Annotated in this window: 12 protein-coding genes; 9 read left to right on the forward strand and 3 right to left on the reverse strand. The window is 45.5% G+C overall.

Features of this window, described 5'->3' with window-relative positions; translation table 11 throughout:
* Nucleotides 1-310 precede the first annotated feature (310 nt).
* Together FR741_RS18930 and FR741_RS18935 are read left to right on the forward strand one after the other, a co-directional pair.
* A complete protein-coding gene (locus FR741_RS18930) occupies nucleotides 311-2,416 on the forward strand; it encodes a M4 family metallopeptidase (RefSeq protein ID WP_167427441.1) in 2,106 nt (701 codons plus the stop codon).
* Between the two features lie 150 nt (nucleotides 2,417-2,566).
* A complete protein-coding gene (locus FR741_RS18935) occupies nucleotides 2,567-2,881 on the forward strand; it encodes a DMT family transporter (RefSeq protein ID WP_005395239.1) in 315 nt (104 codons plus the stop codon).
* An 83-nt stretch (nucleotides 2,882-2,964) separates the two neighbouring features.
* Here the strand turns inward: FR741_RS18935 and FR741_RS18940 are convergent, their stop codons facing one another.
* Complete coding sequence (locus FR741_RS18940) at nucleotides 2,965-3,870, reverse strand: DMT family transporter (protein ID WP_167427442.1); 906 nt, start codon at nucleotides 3,868-3,870, stop codon at nucleotides 2,965-2,967.
* A 184-nt stretch (nucleotides 3,871-4,054) separates the two neighbouring features.
* Here FR741_RS18940 and FR741_RS18945 point away from each other — a divergent pair, with 184 nt between their 5' ends.
* The 3 genes from FR741_RS18945 (at nucleotide 4,055) to FR741_RS18955 (ending at nucleotide 6,738) form a co-directional block, all read left to right on the forward strand.
* Nucleotides 4,055-4,513, forward strand: coding sequence for an NUDIX hydrolase (locus tag FR741_RS18945; RefSeq protein WP_167427443.1), 459 nt, complete (start codon nucleotides 4,055-4,057; stop codon nucleotides 4,511-4,513).
* Between the two features lie 114 nt (nucleotides 4,514-4,627).
* On the forward strand, nucleotides 4,628-5,200 hold the full coding sequence (locus FR741_RS18950) for a GNAT family N-acetyltransferase (RefSeq protein ID WP_167427444.1): 573 nt from the start codon (nucleotides 4,628-4,630) through the stop codon (nucleotides 5,198-5,200).
* A 125-nt stretch (nucleotides 5,201-5,325) separates the two neighbouring features.
* A complete protein-coding gene (locus FR741_RS18955; protein ID WP_124007837.1) occupies nucleotides 5,326-6,738 on the forward strand; it encodes a coniferyl aldehyde dehydrogenase in 1,413 nt (470 codons plus the stop codon).
* Nucleotides 6,739-6,907: 169 nt separating this feature from the next.
* Here FR741_RS18955 and FR741_RS18960 read toward each other — a convergent pair whose 3' ends face one another.
* Nucleotides 6,908-7,387, reverse strand: a complete 480-nt coding sequence (locus FR741_RS18960; protein ID WP_006742302.1) for an aminoacyl-tRNA deacylase — start codon at nucleotides 7,385-7,387, stop codon at nucleotides 6,908-6,910.
* A 157-nt stretch (nucleotides 7,388-7,544) separates the two neighbouring features.
* Here FR741_RS18960 and FR741_RS18965 point away from each other — a divergent pair, with 157 nt between their 5' ends.
* The 4 genes from FR741_RS18965 (at nucleotide 7,545) to FR741_RS18980 (ending at nucleotide 12,545) form a co-directional block, all read left to right on the forward strand.
* A complete protein-coding gene (locus tag FR741_RS18965) occupies nucleotides 7,545-9,086 on the forward strand; it encodes a glutamate synthase-related protein (protein WP_167427445.1) in 1,542 nt (513 codons plus the stop codon).
* Nucleotides 9,087-9,271: 185 nt separating this feature from the next.
* On the forward strand, nucleotides 9,272-11,443 hold the full coding sequence (katG, locus tag FR741_RS18970; RefSeq protein ID WP_167427446.1) for a catalase/peroxidase HPI: 2,172 nt from the start codon (nucleotides 9,272-9,274) through the stop codon (nucleotides 11,441-11,443).
* 177 nt (nucleotides 11,444-11,620) lie between these two features.
* On the forward strand, nucleotides 11,621-12,073 hold the full coding sequence (gene parS, locus FR741_RS18975) for a type II RES/Xre toxin-antitoxin system antitoxin (protein WP_006742299.1): 453 nt from the start codon (nucleotides 11,621-11,623) through the stop codon (nucleotides 12,071-12,073).
* Between the two features lies 1 nt (nucleotide 12,074).
* Nucleotides 12,075-12,545: an RES family NAD+ phosphorylase gene (locus FR741_RS18980; RefSeq protein ID WP_005376497.1), complete on the forward strand. Its 471-nt coding sequence runs from the start codon at nucleotides 12,075-12,077 to the stop codon at nucleotides 12,543-12,545.
* Between the two features lie 80 nt (nucleotides 12,546-12,625).
* On the opposite strand, the gene FR741_RS18985 is transcribed toward FR741_RS18980, so the two are convergent.
* Complete coding sequence (locus FR741_RS18985; RefSeq protein ID WP_167427447.1) at nucleotides 12,626-14,476, reverse strand: acyltransferase family protein; 1,851 nt, start codon at nucleotides 14,474-14,476, stop codon at nucleotides 12,626-12,628.
* Nucleotides 14,477-14,535: the final 59 nt, after the last annotated feature.

The raw sequence follows: 14,535 nt of genomic DNA on the forward strand, positions 1-14,535 counted from the left end.
TCATCAGTAATTGTTTTAAGCGATATCAATCACACAAACGTTTTCATATTTACATGTTCAATTAGTTTTTGTGTGATTTGTGCAATAAACGCAACACTTTCAACACCAAAAGGTTATATGCAAATTGTTAAAAAACGGTGTCGTTTTTAATAGATGAAATGGCACTAAAACATAAGCTGTATGATTGTGTGTGCTAAAATCAATGAGCGGGATGATTACGATAAGTTTGACTTCACTTTTGGGTGAGAAACAAACAAATAAGAACTGGTCAGTTTGGCTTTGCTATTGATGCAAAATAGGGGGCTAACCGATGGGTTCAGTATCAAACTATCAGAGCAGGCTATTTGTCACGGCAATGCTTGCTTCACCACTTCTTTTTTCAACATCTTTATCCGCCGCTCAGTCCGAACGGCTAGAGCAAAACCATGGTCTTGTTGTTGCTTTAGAAAAACGCAACCTTGCAGCCACACAAAATATAGATCGTGTGTTAGGTTTACAAAATGGAAATCGTTTACAAGAGCTGAAAACCAACCAAGGTAAAAACGGCGGTACGCATAGTCGTTATCAGCAGATGTTTAAAGGCGTCCCGATTTGGGGCAAGCAAATTGTCGTACATCGTGATAAACAGGGCAAAATCAAGCATATCAACGGCACTCTCGTAAAGGATATTGCCCGAGACATCAATGATATGGTGCCTAAATTGTCGCTTTCTCAAGCAATGTCTTCAACGCAAAAGCCGTACCGAGAAAACGGATACCAAATAGAGAATCAGCGCCAAGGTTTACGTATTTATGTCGATAAAAGTGACGTGGCGCACTTAGCTTATATTGTCCAGTTTTTTGCTGATAATGAGCATGGTGGTAAGCCTACGCGTCCCACCTTTCTTGTTGATGCTAAAACAGGAAACATTTTGCTGCAATATGAGGGGTTAGCGCACGTAGAAGCGAATGGTCCGGGAGGAAACCAAAAAATTGGTCGTTATCACTATGGTGTGGATTTTGAGTCTCTATTAGTCCAGCAATCTGGTGATACGTGTTTGATGGATATTCCAGGCGTGGTCAAAACCATTAACTTGAATGGTAGGACGTCTGGCAATACACATACGTTCGTTTGTCCAACCAATAGTGTTAAAGAAATTAATGGAGCGTACAGCCCGTTAAATGATGCGCATTACTTTGGCAAAGTGGTATACGACATGTACAAAGATTGGCTGAATACTGCTCCCTTAACGTTTCAGCTTCAAATGCGAGTGCATTACCGCAAACGCTATGAAAACGCCTTTTGGAATGGCTCAAGCATGACTTTTGGCGACGGTGCGAGTTATTTCTATCCTTTAGTGAGTTTAGATGTCTCAGCGCACGAGGTTAGCCATGGATTTACAGAACAAAACTCTGATCTGATTTATTCAGAGCAATCTGGCGGAATCAATGAGGCTTTCTCAGATATGGCAGGTGAGGCGGCTGAATTCTATTCACGTGGTTCTAACGACTGGAAAGTTGGGTACGATATTAGAAAGGCTGCCAATGCGGCGTTGCGTTACATGGATAATCCGCCCCTTGATGGTCGTTCAATTGATCACGCGTCTCAGTATGTGAGTGGCATGGATGTGCATTATTCAAGTGGTGTGTTTAACAAAGCGTTTTATCTATTGGCGGTTGAGTACAATTGGGGAACGCGACAGGCGTTCGAGGTTTTTGCGTACGCTAACCAGAACTACTGGACGCCAAGCGAAACGTTTGACTCTGCAGCTGCGGGTGTATTGGCGGCCGCCCAAAGCTTAAACGTGGCGGCGAATGATGTAGCCGACGCTTTTGCTCAGGTCGGTGTTTCAGTTGATGGCGGAGTCGTCGAGCCACCATCTAGCACGTGTGAGGCTATCGCCCTAAACAATGGTGTTTCCAGCAACATAGACTCTTCATCTACTGGTGAGTGGCATTGTTTTACGATTGATGTGCCTACCAACAGTTCAGACTTTATTGTTACCACATCGGGAGCAAACGGCGATGCGGATCTTTACGTTAAGCTGGGAAGTGAACCAAGTTTAACCAGCTACGATTGTCGCTCATACAGTAGCAACAGTAATGAAGCATGTAGTATTACTTCTCCGAATGAAGGAACGTGGCACATTGGCGTGTACGCTTACAGCAGTTACAGTAATTTGAATGTGGAAGCAAGTTATGTAGGACAAGAAGCGCCACCACCATCTGATGAAGTTACTACACAATCAATCAACAATGGTAAAACATGGACGGCGATTATTACTGGTTCTGGCTTGATGAATGGCGTGTGGAATGTTATTTCAAATACGCCGTGTGATAACGATAACGAGTGCAGTTTATCCGGTATCGGAAAGAAAACCAGTGAGGTTAGCTTTACGTTGACGGATGGTACCGTATTCATCATCGCTAAGCCCTAGCGATTTTTATGTAAAGAGGCCCTGAAATATCAGGGCCTTATTTTTTTACGTTCAATTTTCTGTATATAATAGCGAGTTGCAAAGAAGTGAGGACGACCTCACCGCTCTATCTTTTCTCGGGGACGACCCCATCTCGTTGGGAAATATGACATGGCTTGGGGAATTCTCTTCATTGCTGGCTTATGCGAAGTGGCATGGGCTGTCGGACTAAAATACTCACAAGGTTTTACCAAATTGGCGGCATCTGGCTTTACCGTTACGTTTATGGTGTTGAGCTTTTGGTTACTTGGAATTGCATTAAGGACGCTACCACTCGGTATCGCTTACGGCGTTTGGGTAGGTATAGGAGCGATTGGAACGGCAATCGTCAGTATCTACATATTTAACGAGCCCGCGACGCTAATAAAATTGCTGAGTTTATTGCTTATTGTAGCTGGTATCGCTGGATTAAAATTATCCGCTTAACGTCAGGTTAAACATAAAAAAGAAAGCCAGAGTCGACTCTGGCTTTTTACGTTTTAGTGTTATCTCGCTTTGGGGCTGAAGGGTTAAGCGCTGCGCTTAACGAATGGCAATCGCAAATGGTGGCCAAATACGTTAATGAGTGCGCCCGCTACAATTAGTGCACCACCGATGTACGTCCAGATGAGCGGGATTTCGCCGAAGAAAATGATGCCTAACAACACAGAAAATACGATCTGAATATACGAGTAAGCAGACGCTTTGCCCGCTTGCTGAGTTTGCATTGCTTTGGTTAATCCCAATTGCCCAACTTGGGTGAATACACCAATCAAAACCAACATGAAAGTCAGATACAGGTCGGGCATAACAAAATCATCGCCAATCAGTAAGAGTGAAGCGGGCAGAGCAACCAGAGGGAAATAGAAAATGATCACTGAACTATCTTCAGTTTGGCTAAGTTTTCTAACAATGACATAAGCAATTGAGCTACCAAATGCGCCCAAGATTGCAATCATTACGCTAAACATAGGTAAAGTGCGCTCTGCTTCTTGTCCTGTTTCTGGACTTACCATTATATAGATGCCGAGTAAGCACAAGGCAATGCAAAGGAACGTCGATGGTTGAATGCGTTCCTTCAAGAAAAAGACGGCTAGGAGCGCAGTAAATACTGGGTGAATGTATTGGAAGATGGTCGCTTCTGCCAAAGGTAAGGTAGTCACCGAATAATATACGCACATCAATGCCATGGTGCCCACTGCGCCACGCGCAAACAGTAATGGCTTATTATTGCCCCATACAGAAATTCGTTTTCGCTTAACATCTAAATAGCTAATAACAAGTGAGACGAGTGCCCTCGCTGCAACAATCTCAAATACAGGAATACCATGAAGACTGACATGCTTTACTGTGGCAGACATTAGCGCGAAACCGAATGCGGAGAGCACCATAAAGCGCACACCAATGGGAACCAGAGTGTTGAATGAATTAGACATTTTACTGCTCATTTGTTGCGACAGATCGCACTTTAGCATACTCAGCTCACAAAATGATCCGTGATATTCAAACACATCTGCCGAGAGTGAGAATAAGCAGTAGACTATGGAGTCTCAAGCAACCCTATCTTTGATTCGCGCATGGAGCGCATCTAGGAAATATCTAGATATTTAAGGAGCATACATGATCCCAGTACAAGCGACGCATACTTCTGGCGTTGTCATTTCTAAAATTGATGGCGTCGATAAAATGCTGTTGCTCAAACGTGTTAGAGGTGGTTATTGGTGCCATGTTGCTGGTGGTGTAGAGGCCGGTGAAACCGGATGGCAAACTATTCTCAGAGAACTGAAAGAGGAGACGCAAATTGACGATGTTGAGTTACATACTGCAGACTTTCTAGAACAGTTCTACGAAGCAAAAAATAACCGCATCATGGTTATTCCATGCTTCGTAATGTTTTGTCCACCTAACCAATCGGTTGTACTTAACGAAGAACACACAGAGTATTGTTGGTGTACGCTTGAAGAAGCAAAACGACTAGCGCCGTTTGCAAATCAACACCACCTTTACGAACATGTGTGGAGGCATTACGTGGATGTGGAGTCGTTGACGCCATTTACGTTGATTGAACAAACAGACTAGACGAGATAACCATCCTTTTAAGCACGTTTGAAATAACGAATATGGAAGTTTGTTCTCAACGCAATGAGGCGGTAGGATTTGTGAGTAGTGTTTACTGAAAAAGGGATAATGTGGATGGATGAGGTCATGTGCCAAAAGGCGTATCAAGGAAATAGCATGCAGGCCAGTTTTTCTGTTTCAGACAGGGTCTCAATTGAGCCTCTTACCACCAAACACGCGACCGTTTTACTGGAAGTGGTGAACACGTATCGAAACAGCCTCTCTGGCTATTTGCCTTGGACGGACTTTGTGACCAACCGCAGAGAAGCGGTGAACTACATCTCTCAGCGCGTGAACAGCAAAGCGTTAGATGCCCACTGGTGCGCTATTTATTTTGATGGGCAGTTTACGGGTGTTATTGGCATTAAAGGTGTGGATTCGCACACACGCGTCACTGAGATTGGCTATTGGCTTGCCAACAATGGGCGAGGACACCGAGTGATCGACCAAGTACTCGCGGTGTTGATTCCTTTTTTGAAGCAGAAAGGGCACGCGCAATTCATCCAATTCCACTGTATGGAAGACAACATTGCCAGCATCAATATTGCTGAGCGTGCTGGTGCTACATTAAAAGAATACGTTGATCACGAGTTCGAGACGCTTGACCGCTCTCAACGGCTCGGCATTTATGAGTTGCGTCTGACTTAGCTCCAAACCCACTGATATTTTAATCAGAGTTCGAACTCTAATTTCGCGAGCGCTACAATAGTAACATTGTTGCGCTCGTGTTAATTTGGAGCGTCATTGGTTGAAACTAGGTTAGGAGAAGCATCATGAACGCAATCGCAGAGGTTGAAGTGGACAACCTGTTACAACAAAGCCTTGATCGCTTAAAAGCGGCGTATGCCGCCGAACCTTATCCTAGTTTGGATGAGCGTAAGCAGCGCCTTGTCTTGCTAAAACAAGCTCTGATTGCGAATAAACAAGCATTGGTGGAAGCGCTGAGTGACGATTTTGGTTATCGTTCCGAATTTGATACCGCCATGACCGACGTTTTGCCGACGGTCTCGCACATCAATTACACCATCAAGCAGCTAAAAAAGTGGTGCAAACCAAGTAAGCGTGAATCCGGTCTGTTGCTTGCTCCGTCGAAAGTGACTGTTCAGTATCAGCCACTCGGCGTGGTCGGGATCATTTCGCCGTGGAATTTTCCTGTCATTTTGAGCCTTGCGCCTTTAGTTACTGCTTTGGCCGCAGGTAACCGTGTGATGATGAAGCTCAGCGAATTTACGCCCAAAACCAATAAAGTCATCGTCAATATTTGTCGCGAGTTGTCTGAATATGTCGAAGTCTTTGAAGGAGAAGCGGACGTTGCACAATCCTTCAGTCAACTGCCATTCGATCATCTTTTGTTTACTGGCTCGACAAATGTTGGTCGCGCTGTGGCAAAAGCAGCGGCAGATAACCTGACTCCAGTGACGTTAGAGCTGGGCGGGAAATCTCCGGTGATCATTGCAGAAGATGCAGACATGAAGAAAACCGTTGATGCGATTTTGTTTGGTAAATGCATCAATGCTGGCCAGATTTGTGTGGCGCCTGATTACGCGTTTGTACCACAAGAACGCGTCGAAGAGTTCATCACGCTGTTCTTAAAACGTTTTGAAAAACTCTATTTGAAATCCAACAAGAATCAAAAGCTGACCCATATTATCAATCAACGACAGTATGATCGTTTGACTGCGCTACTTGAGGATGCCAAAGCTCAGGGCGCAAGCATCCATACTGTTGAAGCGTCACCTCAACAGGAAAGGCTTTTGTATCCTCATTTGATCACTGACGTGTCGAGAGATATGCGCATCATGCAAGAGGAAATATTTGGGCCATTTCTACCCATCAAGCCTTACAAAGCGGTAGATGAAGCGATTGACTACATTAATCAGCACCAGCGACCACTTGCGCTGTATGTTATGTCGGACAACAAATCGACCATCAGACATATTGTACGCAACACACACAGTGGCGGCGTCGGCATTAACGACACGGTATTACACGTTGGCGCTGAAGATGCGCCTTTCGGTGGCGTTGGTGAATCAGGCATTGGTCATTATCATGGAGTGGAAGGATTCAGAACCTTTAGCCACGCGAAAACCGTACTCCACACGCCGAAATGGCTACCAAGGACGGGGGCATTAATGCGTCGCAGAGCTATGGCGATAAAAGCGATTCAAAAGATATTTGTTCGATAGTGGTTGGATTGATAAAAACCGCCCAAACGGGCGGCTTTTTTGGTTTCTATGCGCTATAAATTGCGGATTACCAAAAGCCGAGAAGTTTCCACCATGCGCTGCCAATAGAGAAAGAAAGGCTCTTTTTGAAAGAGCCTTTTTCACGAAATGTCGACAGGTTTTTGGAAGTTTAATGCAGAACTTCACTGCTGAATCTTAAGTATTTGCAGTCGTTCATTAGCTCTTTAAATGCCTTTCTATCTAGCTTAATCAGAGTTTCATGATCGCCGGCTTCAAGATAGACATGTTCCAAGTTTGCTAATCTTTCATCACAAACGGTCGACATGTGGTAAGGACTACCAATCGGTGGAATCGCGCCGTGCTCACAATCAGTGAAGAGTCGGTAAACCATACGTTCTTTCACCAAGTGGAAAGTAGCGTTAAATTCATCGTTTAATCTCGACAAACTGATTTTGTTGTTGGCAGGTAAGACCGCCATCATATGATGCCCTTCATGATCCTCAAGAATGACGCCTTTTGCGATATTCATTAAAGGCACACCTGCGGCAACACCACTTTGTAGCGAGCTATGACTGTGGCTGTGATTCACGGTTTGAAAGTGAATGTTGTGCTCAGTCAAATATTCATCTAATCGGGTTGCAATCGTCATATAGCCTCCACGTGTATGAGACCCATAAAGAGTATAGGTGAGGCAAGCGACAATCGCGTATTTTACTCTGGTTTCGCTGACGCTCTTTCCGCTCCTGTTCTACGCTTATTGCAAGCCAGCGAGAAAGCGTGGTTAACAATAATAAACAGGGGGCAACATGAGCAAGCCAATCATCGCCGATAATAAGCCGATTAAAGTGAATCTAACCGAAGGGCAAGAATATTACTTTTGCCGATGTGGACGTTCTAAAAATCAACCTTATTGCGATGGGTCGCATTCGGGAACAGGCTTAAAGCCAATGAGCTTTACTGCGGAAAAAGATGAAGAGGCGTATCTCTGCCAGTGCAAGCATACCTCTAATGCCCCATTTTGTGATGGAACACATAAGCGTTTTTCTTCTGAGCAAGTCGGCAAAGAAGGCCCTGAGAAAAAACGAGAGAAAAGTGACAAACCGACTGCGTCCGCTACTCAAGAAGAACCAACCCTAGAGTTTATCCACCAGTTAGCGAGAGAAGGGCTCTCTAAACTCGGTCATCATGGTCCGATGGCTGCAATGGGGGTTCCTAGGCATTTGCTACCACATTGGGACGCTATACAAATCATGGTGGCGCAAATGGCGACACAACCGTTGTTGGAAGACGTTCCCGTATCAACTGAGTTGATTGTGGGGCCAAACGCACGTAAGCCGCTCAAACTTGCTATCCCTTTATTGGTATCGGACATGAGTTTTGGCGCACTTTCGGAAGAGGCGAAAATTGCGCTAGCAAAAGGTGCTGAGTTGGCAGGGACTGGTATTTGTTCCGGTGAAGGGGGGATGTTACCTGAAGAACAAGCTGCAAATTCGCGGTATTTCTATGAGCTTGCCAGTGCTCAGTTTGGCTACGATGAATCCAAGCTTCTTAATGTTCAGGCTTTTCATTTTAAAGGTGGGCAGGGCGCCAAAACAGGCACGGGTGGTCATCTTCCAGCAAATAAAAATGTAGGTAAGATCTCTCAGGTGAGAGGTATCCCCGAAGGCCAACCAGCAATCTCACCGCCAACATTTAAAGATCTTCATACTACTCACGATTTCAGAAAGTTTGCCGACAGAGTCCGTGGCATCACGGGCGGCATTCCAATTGGCTTTAAACTCAGTGCAAACCATATTGAGCAAGACATACAATTTGCGCTCGATGCGGGTGCCGATTACATAATCTTAGATGGTCGCGGTGGTGGCACGGGCGCGGCGCCAACTATGTTCCGTGATCATATTAGCGTGCCAACCATTCCTGCGTTAGCTCGTGCGCGTAAGTACTTAGATGAAAAAGGCGCAAGTGACCGCGTCACATTAATCATCACTGGTGGGTTGCGAGTTCCTATGGATTTTGTCAAAGCGTTGGCACTTGGGGCAGACGGAGTGGCGATAGCAAACAGTGCGATGCAATCGATCGGTTGCGTCGCGGCCCGGATTTGTAACACCAATAATTGCCCTGCGGGGATCGCAACGCAAAATGCCGATTTGAGGCAGCGTCTCGATATCGAAAAATCATCTCAGCAACTGAAAAATTTCTTCGAATCCTCGGTCGAGCTCATGCAAGTTATGGCAAGGGCATGTGGTCACCACGCTCTGAATGAATTTAGTCGCCATGATTTAGCGACCTGGGATCACAACATGGCGAGGCTGTCTGGGATCAAGTATTCAGGTATGGAGTTAAACTGATCTCTATCCATATTTTCTGCATATAGGTACATGTTTGATAACAATTATTTATTAGCCGAGATATGGAAATTTTGACTTGGCGTTAACTAAAAATTCAGTGTATGAACTACGCTGTTTGAGGTGGATATTCGATTTATTGAATAACAAAGAGTGGTTGCCACAACCACGATACGAAGGAGCATTATATGAGCAACACAAACGGCGGTTCGGTAGGTAAATGTCCAGTTATGCATGGTGGGCAAACATCTACAGATAAGTCGGTGATGGATTGGTGGCCGAATGCCTTGAACTTAGACATCCTGCATCAACACGACTCCAAAACCAACCCATTTGGCCAGGACTTTAATTACAAAGAAGAACTGGAAAAGCTAGATGTCGAAGCACTTAAAAAAGATTTAAAAGATTTAATGACTGATAGCCAAGACTGGTGGCCTGCCGACTGGGGACACTACGGTGGTTTAATGATCCGAATGGCATGGCATGCAGCGGGTAGTTATCGTATCGCGGATGGCCGTGGCGGTGCTGCTACAGGCAACCAACGCTTTGCTCCTCTCAACTCTTGGCCAGATAACGCCAACCTCGATAAGGCTCGCCGCCTTTTATGGCCCATCAAGAAAAAATATGGCAACAAATTAAGTTGGGCAGACCTGATTGTCCTTGCCGGTAACATGGCGTACGAATCCATGGGTTTTAAGACCTTTGGCTTTGCGTTTGGACGAGAGGACATTTGGCACCCAGAAAAAGACACTTACTGGGGCTCTGAGCAAGAATGGTTAGCCACAAGTGACGCTGATAACAGCCGCTACTCTGGTGAGCGAGATTTAGAAAACCCGCTTGCTGCGGTAATGATGGGTCTTATCTATGTGAACCCTGAAGGGGTAGACGGTAACCCAGATCCTCTCAAAACAGCACATGACATGCGAGTGACCTTTGCGCGAATGGCAATGAACGATGAAGAAACCGTCGCGCTCACAGCTGGTGGTCACACGGTCGGTAAGTGTCATGGTAATGGTGATGCCGCAAACCTTGGTCCAGAGCCCGAAGCCGCAGACGTGCATGAACAAGGTCTTGGCTGGATTAACCACAAAACGCGTGGCATTGGCCGTGACACGGTAACGAGCGGCATTGAAGGTGCTTGGACGACACACCCTACACAATGGGACTACGGATACTTCCACCTACTATTTAAGTACGATTGGGAACTGAAGAAGAGCCCAGCAGGTGCGTGGCAGTGGGAGCCAATCGACATTGAAGAAGAAGACAAGCCTGTCGATGTTGAAGACGGTTCTAAGCGCTACAATCCAATCATGACTGACGCCGATATGGCGCTCAAAATGGACCCTGAATATCGCAAGATTGCAGAAAAGTTCCAAAATGACCCAGCGTACTTTGATGACGTTTTTGCTCGTGCCTGGTTTAAGTTGACACACCGCGATCTAGGACCAAAATCATGTTATTTCGGACCTGATGTGCCAAGCGAAGATCTTATTTGGCAAGATCCAACGCCTGCAGGTAAGACAGACTACGATGTCGATTTAGTGAAAACAAAAATCGAAGCAAGTGGCCTATCCATTAGTGAGCTAGTAAGTACGGCGTGGGATAGTGCGCGTACTTACCGTGGCTCTGACCGCCGAGGTGGCGCAAATGGTGCGAGAATTCGTTTGGCTCCGCAAAAAGATTGGCAAGGAAACGAGCCAGAGCGTCTAAGTCGTGTTCTTGCTGTGCTAGAAAAAATAGCAGCAGAAGAGGGCTGTAGTGTTGCTGACGCTATCGTGCTTGCTGGTAACGTAGGTATTGAACTGGCTGCGCGTGCCGCAGGTCATGATGTTTCCGTACCATTCGCGCCAGGCCGAGGTGATGCCACCCAAGAGATGACGGATGTTGAATCGTTCGAAGTTCTTGAGCCTGTTGCTGACGGTTTCCGAAATTGGTTGAAGAAAGACTACGCGGTTAAGCCGGAAGAGTTGTTGCTCGACCGAGCGCAGCTTATGGGTTTGACAGCACCAGAAATGACGGTACTCATCGGTGGTATGCGCGTTCTAGGCAGTAACTACGGTGGTGGAAAAGAGGGCGTATTTACTGACCGAGTAGGCACTTTGTCGAATGATTTCTTCGTGAACCTTACTGACATGTCATATACGTGGCAACCGGTAAGTGCTAATCAGTACGAAATACGTGATCGTAAAACAGACCAAGTGAAATGGACGGCAACTCGAGTGGATCTTGTCTTTGGCTCAAACTCGATTCTACGTTCGTACGCGGAAGTGTATGCGCAAGATGATAATCAGGAAAAATTCATCCACGACTTCATCGCTGCATGGACGAAAGTCATGAACGCCGACCGTTTTGACTTGTAATAAGTCAAACGATGCAAATCGGTAGATGCGTAAACAAAGTTGATGAATAAGTAAGAGAGGCGGGCGCAAAGCTCGCCTTTTTCTTTACCTGTCTTTTTACTTTGATTGTTACTTTGATTGATAATTGAGCTCATTTGAACCATAATGACTAGACCATATGAACCATAGGAGCTTGATATGGCAACTGCAGCATTAAAAAGCTTTAAGCCGAAACAATCTCATAAAGCCAATTTCTGGCTTATGCTAGGTATTGAAGATGCTGAAACGGGTCGTATTGATGCGGTTCACAAAGGCTTTGAGCCCAAGGTATACCGGAACATTGTTGATCGAGTAAAGCTTTCTCAAAGTGAATTCCAACATGTGACACTGATTCCTGTTAGTACAATTAAGCGTCGTCTTAAAAATGATGAGCGTTTTAATACTCAAGAGAGTGATGCAATCTATCGATTAGCGATGTTATTGAAACTCGCGACAGAGTTGTTTGACGACGAAGAGCGCGCGTTAAAATGGATGAGAGAGAATGTGTACGGCTTAGGTGGAAAAAGGCCGCTAGACATGGTCTCGACCACGGTGGATTTTGAAATCGTCAAAGATTTGATCGGCCGTTTAGAGCACGGGGTGTTCTCGTAATATGAAGCTCTATCGTCTCACACAAAAGAAATTTGCTGACACGCCATTCAGCCCCGTTGGCGCAAAGTTGTTTGGAGGGCGATGGAACTCAAAAGGAACCGAAGCCCTCTACTTCTCTGAATCGGAATCCCTTTGCTCGTTGGAAGTGTTTGTTCACGTAAATAACGATCCAGCTATCACCAAACTGTACGATTTATATCGTATTGAAATGCCCGAATATCTCATCGCCACCTTAGATGAAGAAGATCTCCCTGTGACGTGGCGAGCAATACCGGCGAGCGAGTCTACACAGTACATTGGTGACCAGTTTCTCAATGACCCTCATCCCGAGTTTGCCGCACTGCAAGTGCCTTCAACGATTTCACCTCGTGATAAAAACTACGTGGTGAATCCAAATCATCCCAAAATGAAAGAGATCATTAAGAAAGCCGAAAAGCTCGATTTCGCGTTTGACCCACGCATTTTCAAATAAACGCGCTGGCTTTCTCTCGCTTTAAAATATTCAGCGCTTACCTGAGATAAGCGCTGAAGCATAAAAGCTTACTCTCTTGGTTATTGTCGGTCGTAAGTGAACTGTTGCGCTTCATTTGCACTATTGTGGTAATGCCCAAGCACCAACTCCGCACCTTTGTAAGATAAATGGCTGTCATCCGTATACATCGCGTTGTTCGCACCAACTTTCATTCGACATACTCCATTTCTGCAAATGGCATCGGTCAAGTCGACAAACTCAATGTGCTCAAATTGCTCAAAGTAGTTCACTAACTTCGCCACGTTTTGAGGGTGATGTCGCTTGGGAGAAAAATCGCATGCGGACTCTTTTGTCTCGCCAAACAAACGCGCTTTCCAAAGGCATTCTCCTACCGCAAAAGGTGCAGAAGGCGTTGGTCCGAAAACGACCACTTCTTTCCCTTCCAGTTCATTCAACAATCTAGTTAATGATGTCTCATAATCGGCTTGTGAAAGCTCTTTATTGAAGTTGGAAGAGATAACGACGCGACGAATAGAAGGGGTACGCAAAATGGTATCGACTGCCTGTTTGAAGAACTGTCGGCAAGAAATTGAGCCAGCATCTTTGATGATGTCGATATAACCGACCGCACAGGAATCTTGAGTAAGTTGCACCACGCCAGTTGGTGTTACTTCGGACAGACGCTTCACGTAAACCATGCTGTGACTATTGCCTAACACAGCGATGGTGGGCTGCGGCGCAGACGAGCACACATCGTTAACGTCGGTGTTGCCGTTGCAATCTAAACCGTAACCGTTGTTCACGCGCATGGCCTCGAAAAATGCACTTCTTTCTGGAAAACCACCGTTTTGATGACCAATAACGCCGAACGTCAGCAAGGGTAACGTCAAAACCGCAATAACCGCAGACACAGTGCGCATGCTCATGGCTTTTCGGCTGCGGAACGGCTTTTCAACAAAGCGCCAAGTGAAGTAAGACAGTATAAAAAGAGCGGCAATGTAAATCGGGATATTGACGTCTTGAGTTGCATCCAGCATGTAGCGGTAAAACACAAATAGCGGAATATGCCACAAGTACAAGCTGTAGCTGATTAAGCCGACGAACACGACCCATTTTAGGCTCAGCAATTTACCGCAGACATTGTCTTTAGAGGCAAACAAAATCACCAACGCGCTACCGATGACCGGCACCAGCAAAGTGATACCCGCGCCATCTTGCGATTTTTCAAACAAAAGCGCGGAAGCCAATATCAAAACGATGCCAATGGTTGCTAGAGTATCATTAGATTGAACTTGGACTTTTCTCATCACTAATGCGAGTAATGAACCGGTTGCCAGCTCCCAAGCACGAGAGAAGATCATGTAGAAGGCGAAATCAGGATCGTTGCTCGCATAGACAATAGTCATCAAACTCAGCGCAAATACCGCGACAAAAAAAGTCAGGAAAAACGCGTTTTTGCCACGAGCGAGTAGCATGAGTAGCAAAGGAATGACAATGTAGTATTGTTCTTCAACGCCCAAGCTCCAAGTGTGAAACAGCGGATTGGCTTGATCTTCTAAACCGAAGTAATTGTGGCCTTTTAAATACAGAAGAATGTTGGATGAAGAAAGAATAGAAGAGACTACGAACTGACCAACGTCTTTGTGTGCTTGTGGCAAAAACAGCCACCAAGACATCAAGTAGCTGACGGCAATCACCACCAGTAGCAGGGGAAGTATGCGGCGAATGCGTCGCTCATAAAAATCACCGAGGCTGAACTTCTGGTTTTCCAAATCGTTAATCACGATGGTGGTGATCAAATAGCCGCTGATAACAAAAAATACGTCGACGCCAATAAAGCCACCAGCGAACTGCTCAACTCCTGCATGAAACAAAATCACCAACGTGACAGCAATCGCCCTTAATCCGTCTACTTCCGCTCTGTAAGTCATATCGTGTCCCTCCAACATTCCGTTTAACGAAGTAGAGCAAAATATGAACCAAAAATAAT

This window comes from Vibrio diabolicus (assembly GCF_011801455.1).
Lineage (GTDB): Bacteria > Pseudomonadota > Gammaproteobacteria > Enterobacterales > Vibrionaceae > Vibrio > Vibrio diabolicus.

Excerpts from the sequence above, each read along its gene's own strand:
- FR741_RS18930 (WP_167427441.1), top strand. The coding sequence starts at position 311 with ATGGGTTCAGTATCAAACTATCAGAGCAGGCTATTTGTCACGGCAATG.
- FR741_RS18935 (WP_005395239.1), top strand. The coding sequence starts at position 2,567 with ATGGCTTGGGGAATTCTCTTCATTGCTGGCTTATGCGAAGTGGCATGG.
- FR741_RS18940 (WP_167427442.1), bottom strand. The coding sequence starts at position 3,870 with ATGTCTAATTCATTCAACACTCTGGTTCCCATTGGTGTGCGCTTTATG.
- FR741_RS18945 (WP_167427443.1), top strand. The coding sequence starts at position 4,055 with ATGATCCCAGTACAAGCGACGCATACTTCTGGCGTTGTCATTTCTAAA.
- FR741_RS18950 (WP_167427444.1), top strand. The coding sequence starts at position 4,628 with ATGGATGAGGTCATGTGCCAAAAGGCGTATCAAGGAAATAGCATGCAG.
- FR741_RS18955 (WP_124007837.1), top strand. The coding sequence starts at position 5,326 with ATGAACGCAATCGCAGAGGTTGAAGTGGACAACCTGTTACAACAAAGC.
- FR741_RS18960 (WP_006742302.1), bottom strand. The coding sequence starts at position 7,387 with ATGACGATTGCAACCCGATTAGATGAATATTTGACTGAGCACAACATT.
- FR741_RS18965 (WP_167427445.1), top strand. The coding sequence starts at position 7,545 with ATGAGCAAGCCAATCATCGCCGATAATAAGCCGATTAAAGTGAATCTA.
- katG (WP_167427446.1), top strand. The coding sequence starts at position 9,272 with ATGAGCAACACAAACGGCGGTTCGGTAGGTAAATGTCCAGTTATGCAT.
- parS (WP_006742299.1), top strand. The coding sequence starts at position 11,621 with ATGGCAACTGCAGCATTAAAAAGCTTTAAGCCGAAACAATCTCATAAA.
- FR741_RS18980 (WP_005376497.1), top strand. The coding sequence starts at position 12,075 with ATGAAGCTCTATCGTCTCACACAAAAGAAATTTGCTGACACGCCATTC.
- FR741_RS18985 (WP_167427447.1), bottom strand. The coding sequence starts at position 14,476 with ATGACTTACAGAGCGGAAGTAGACGGATTAAGGGCGATTGCTGTCACG.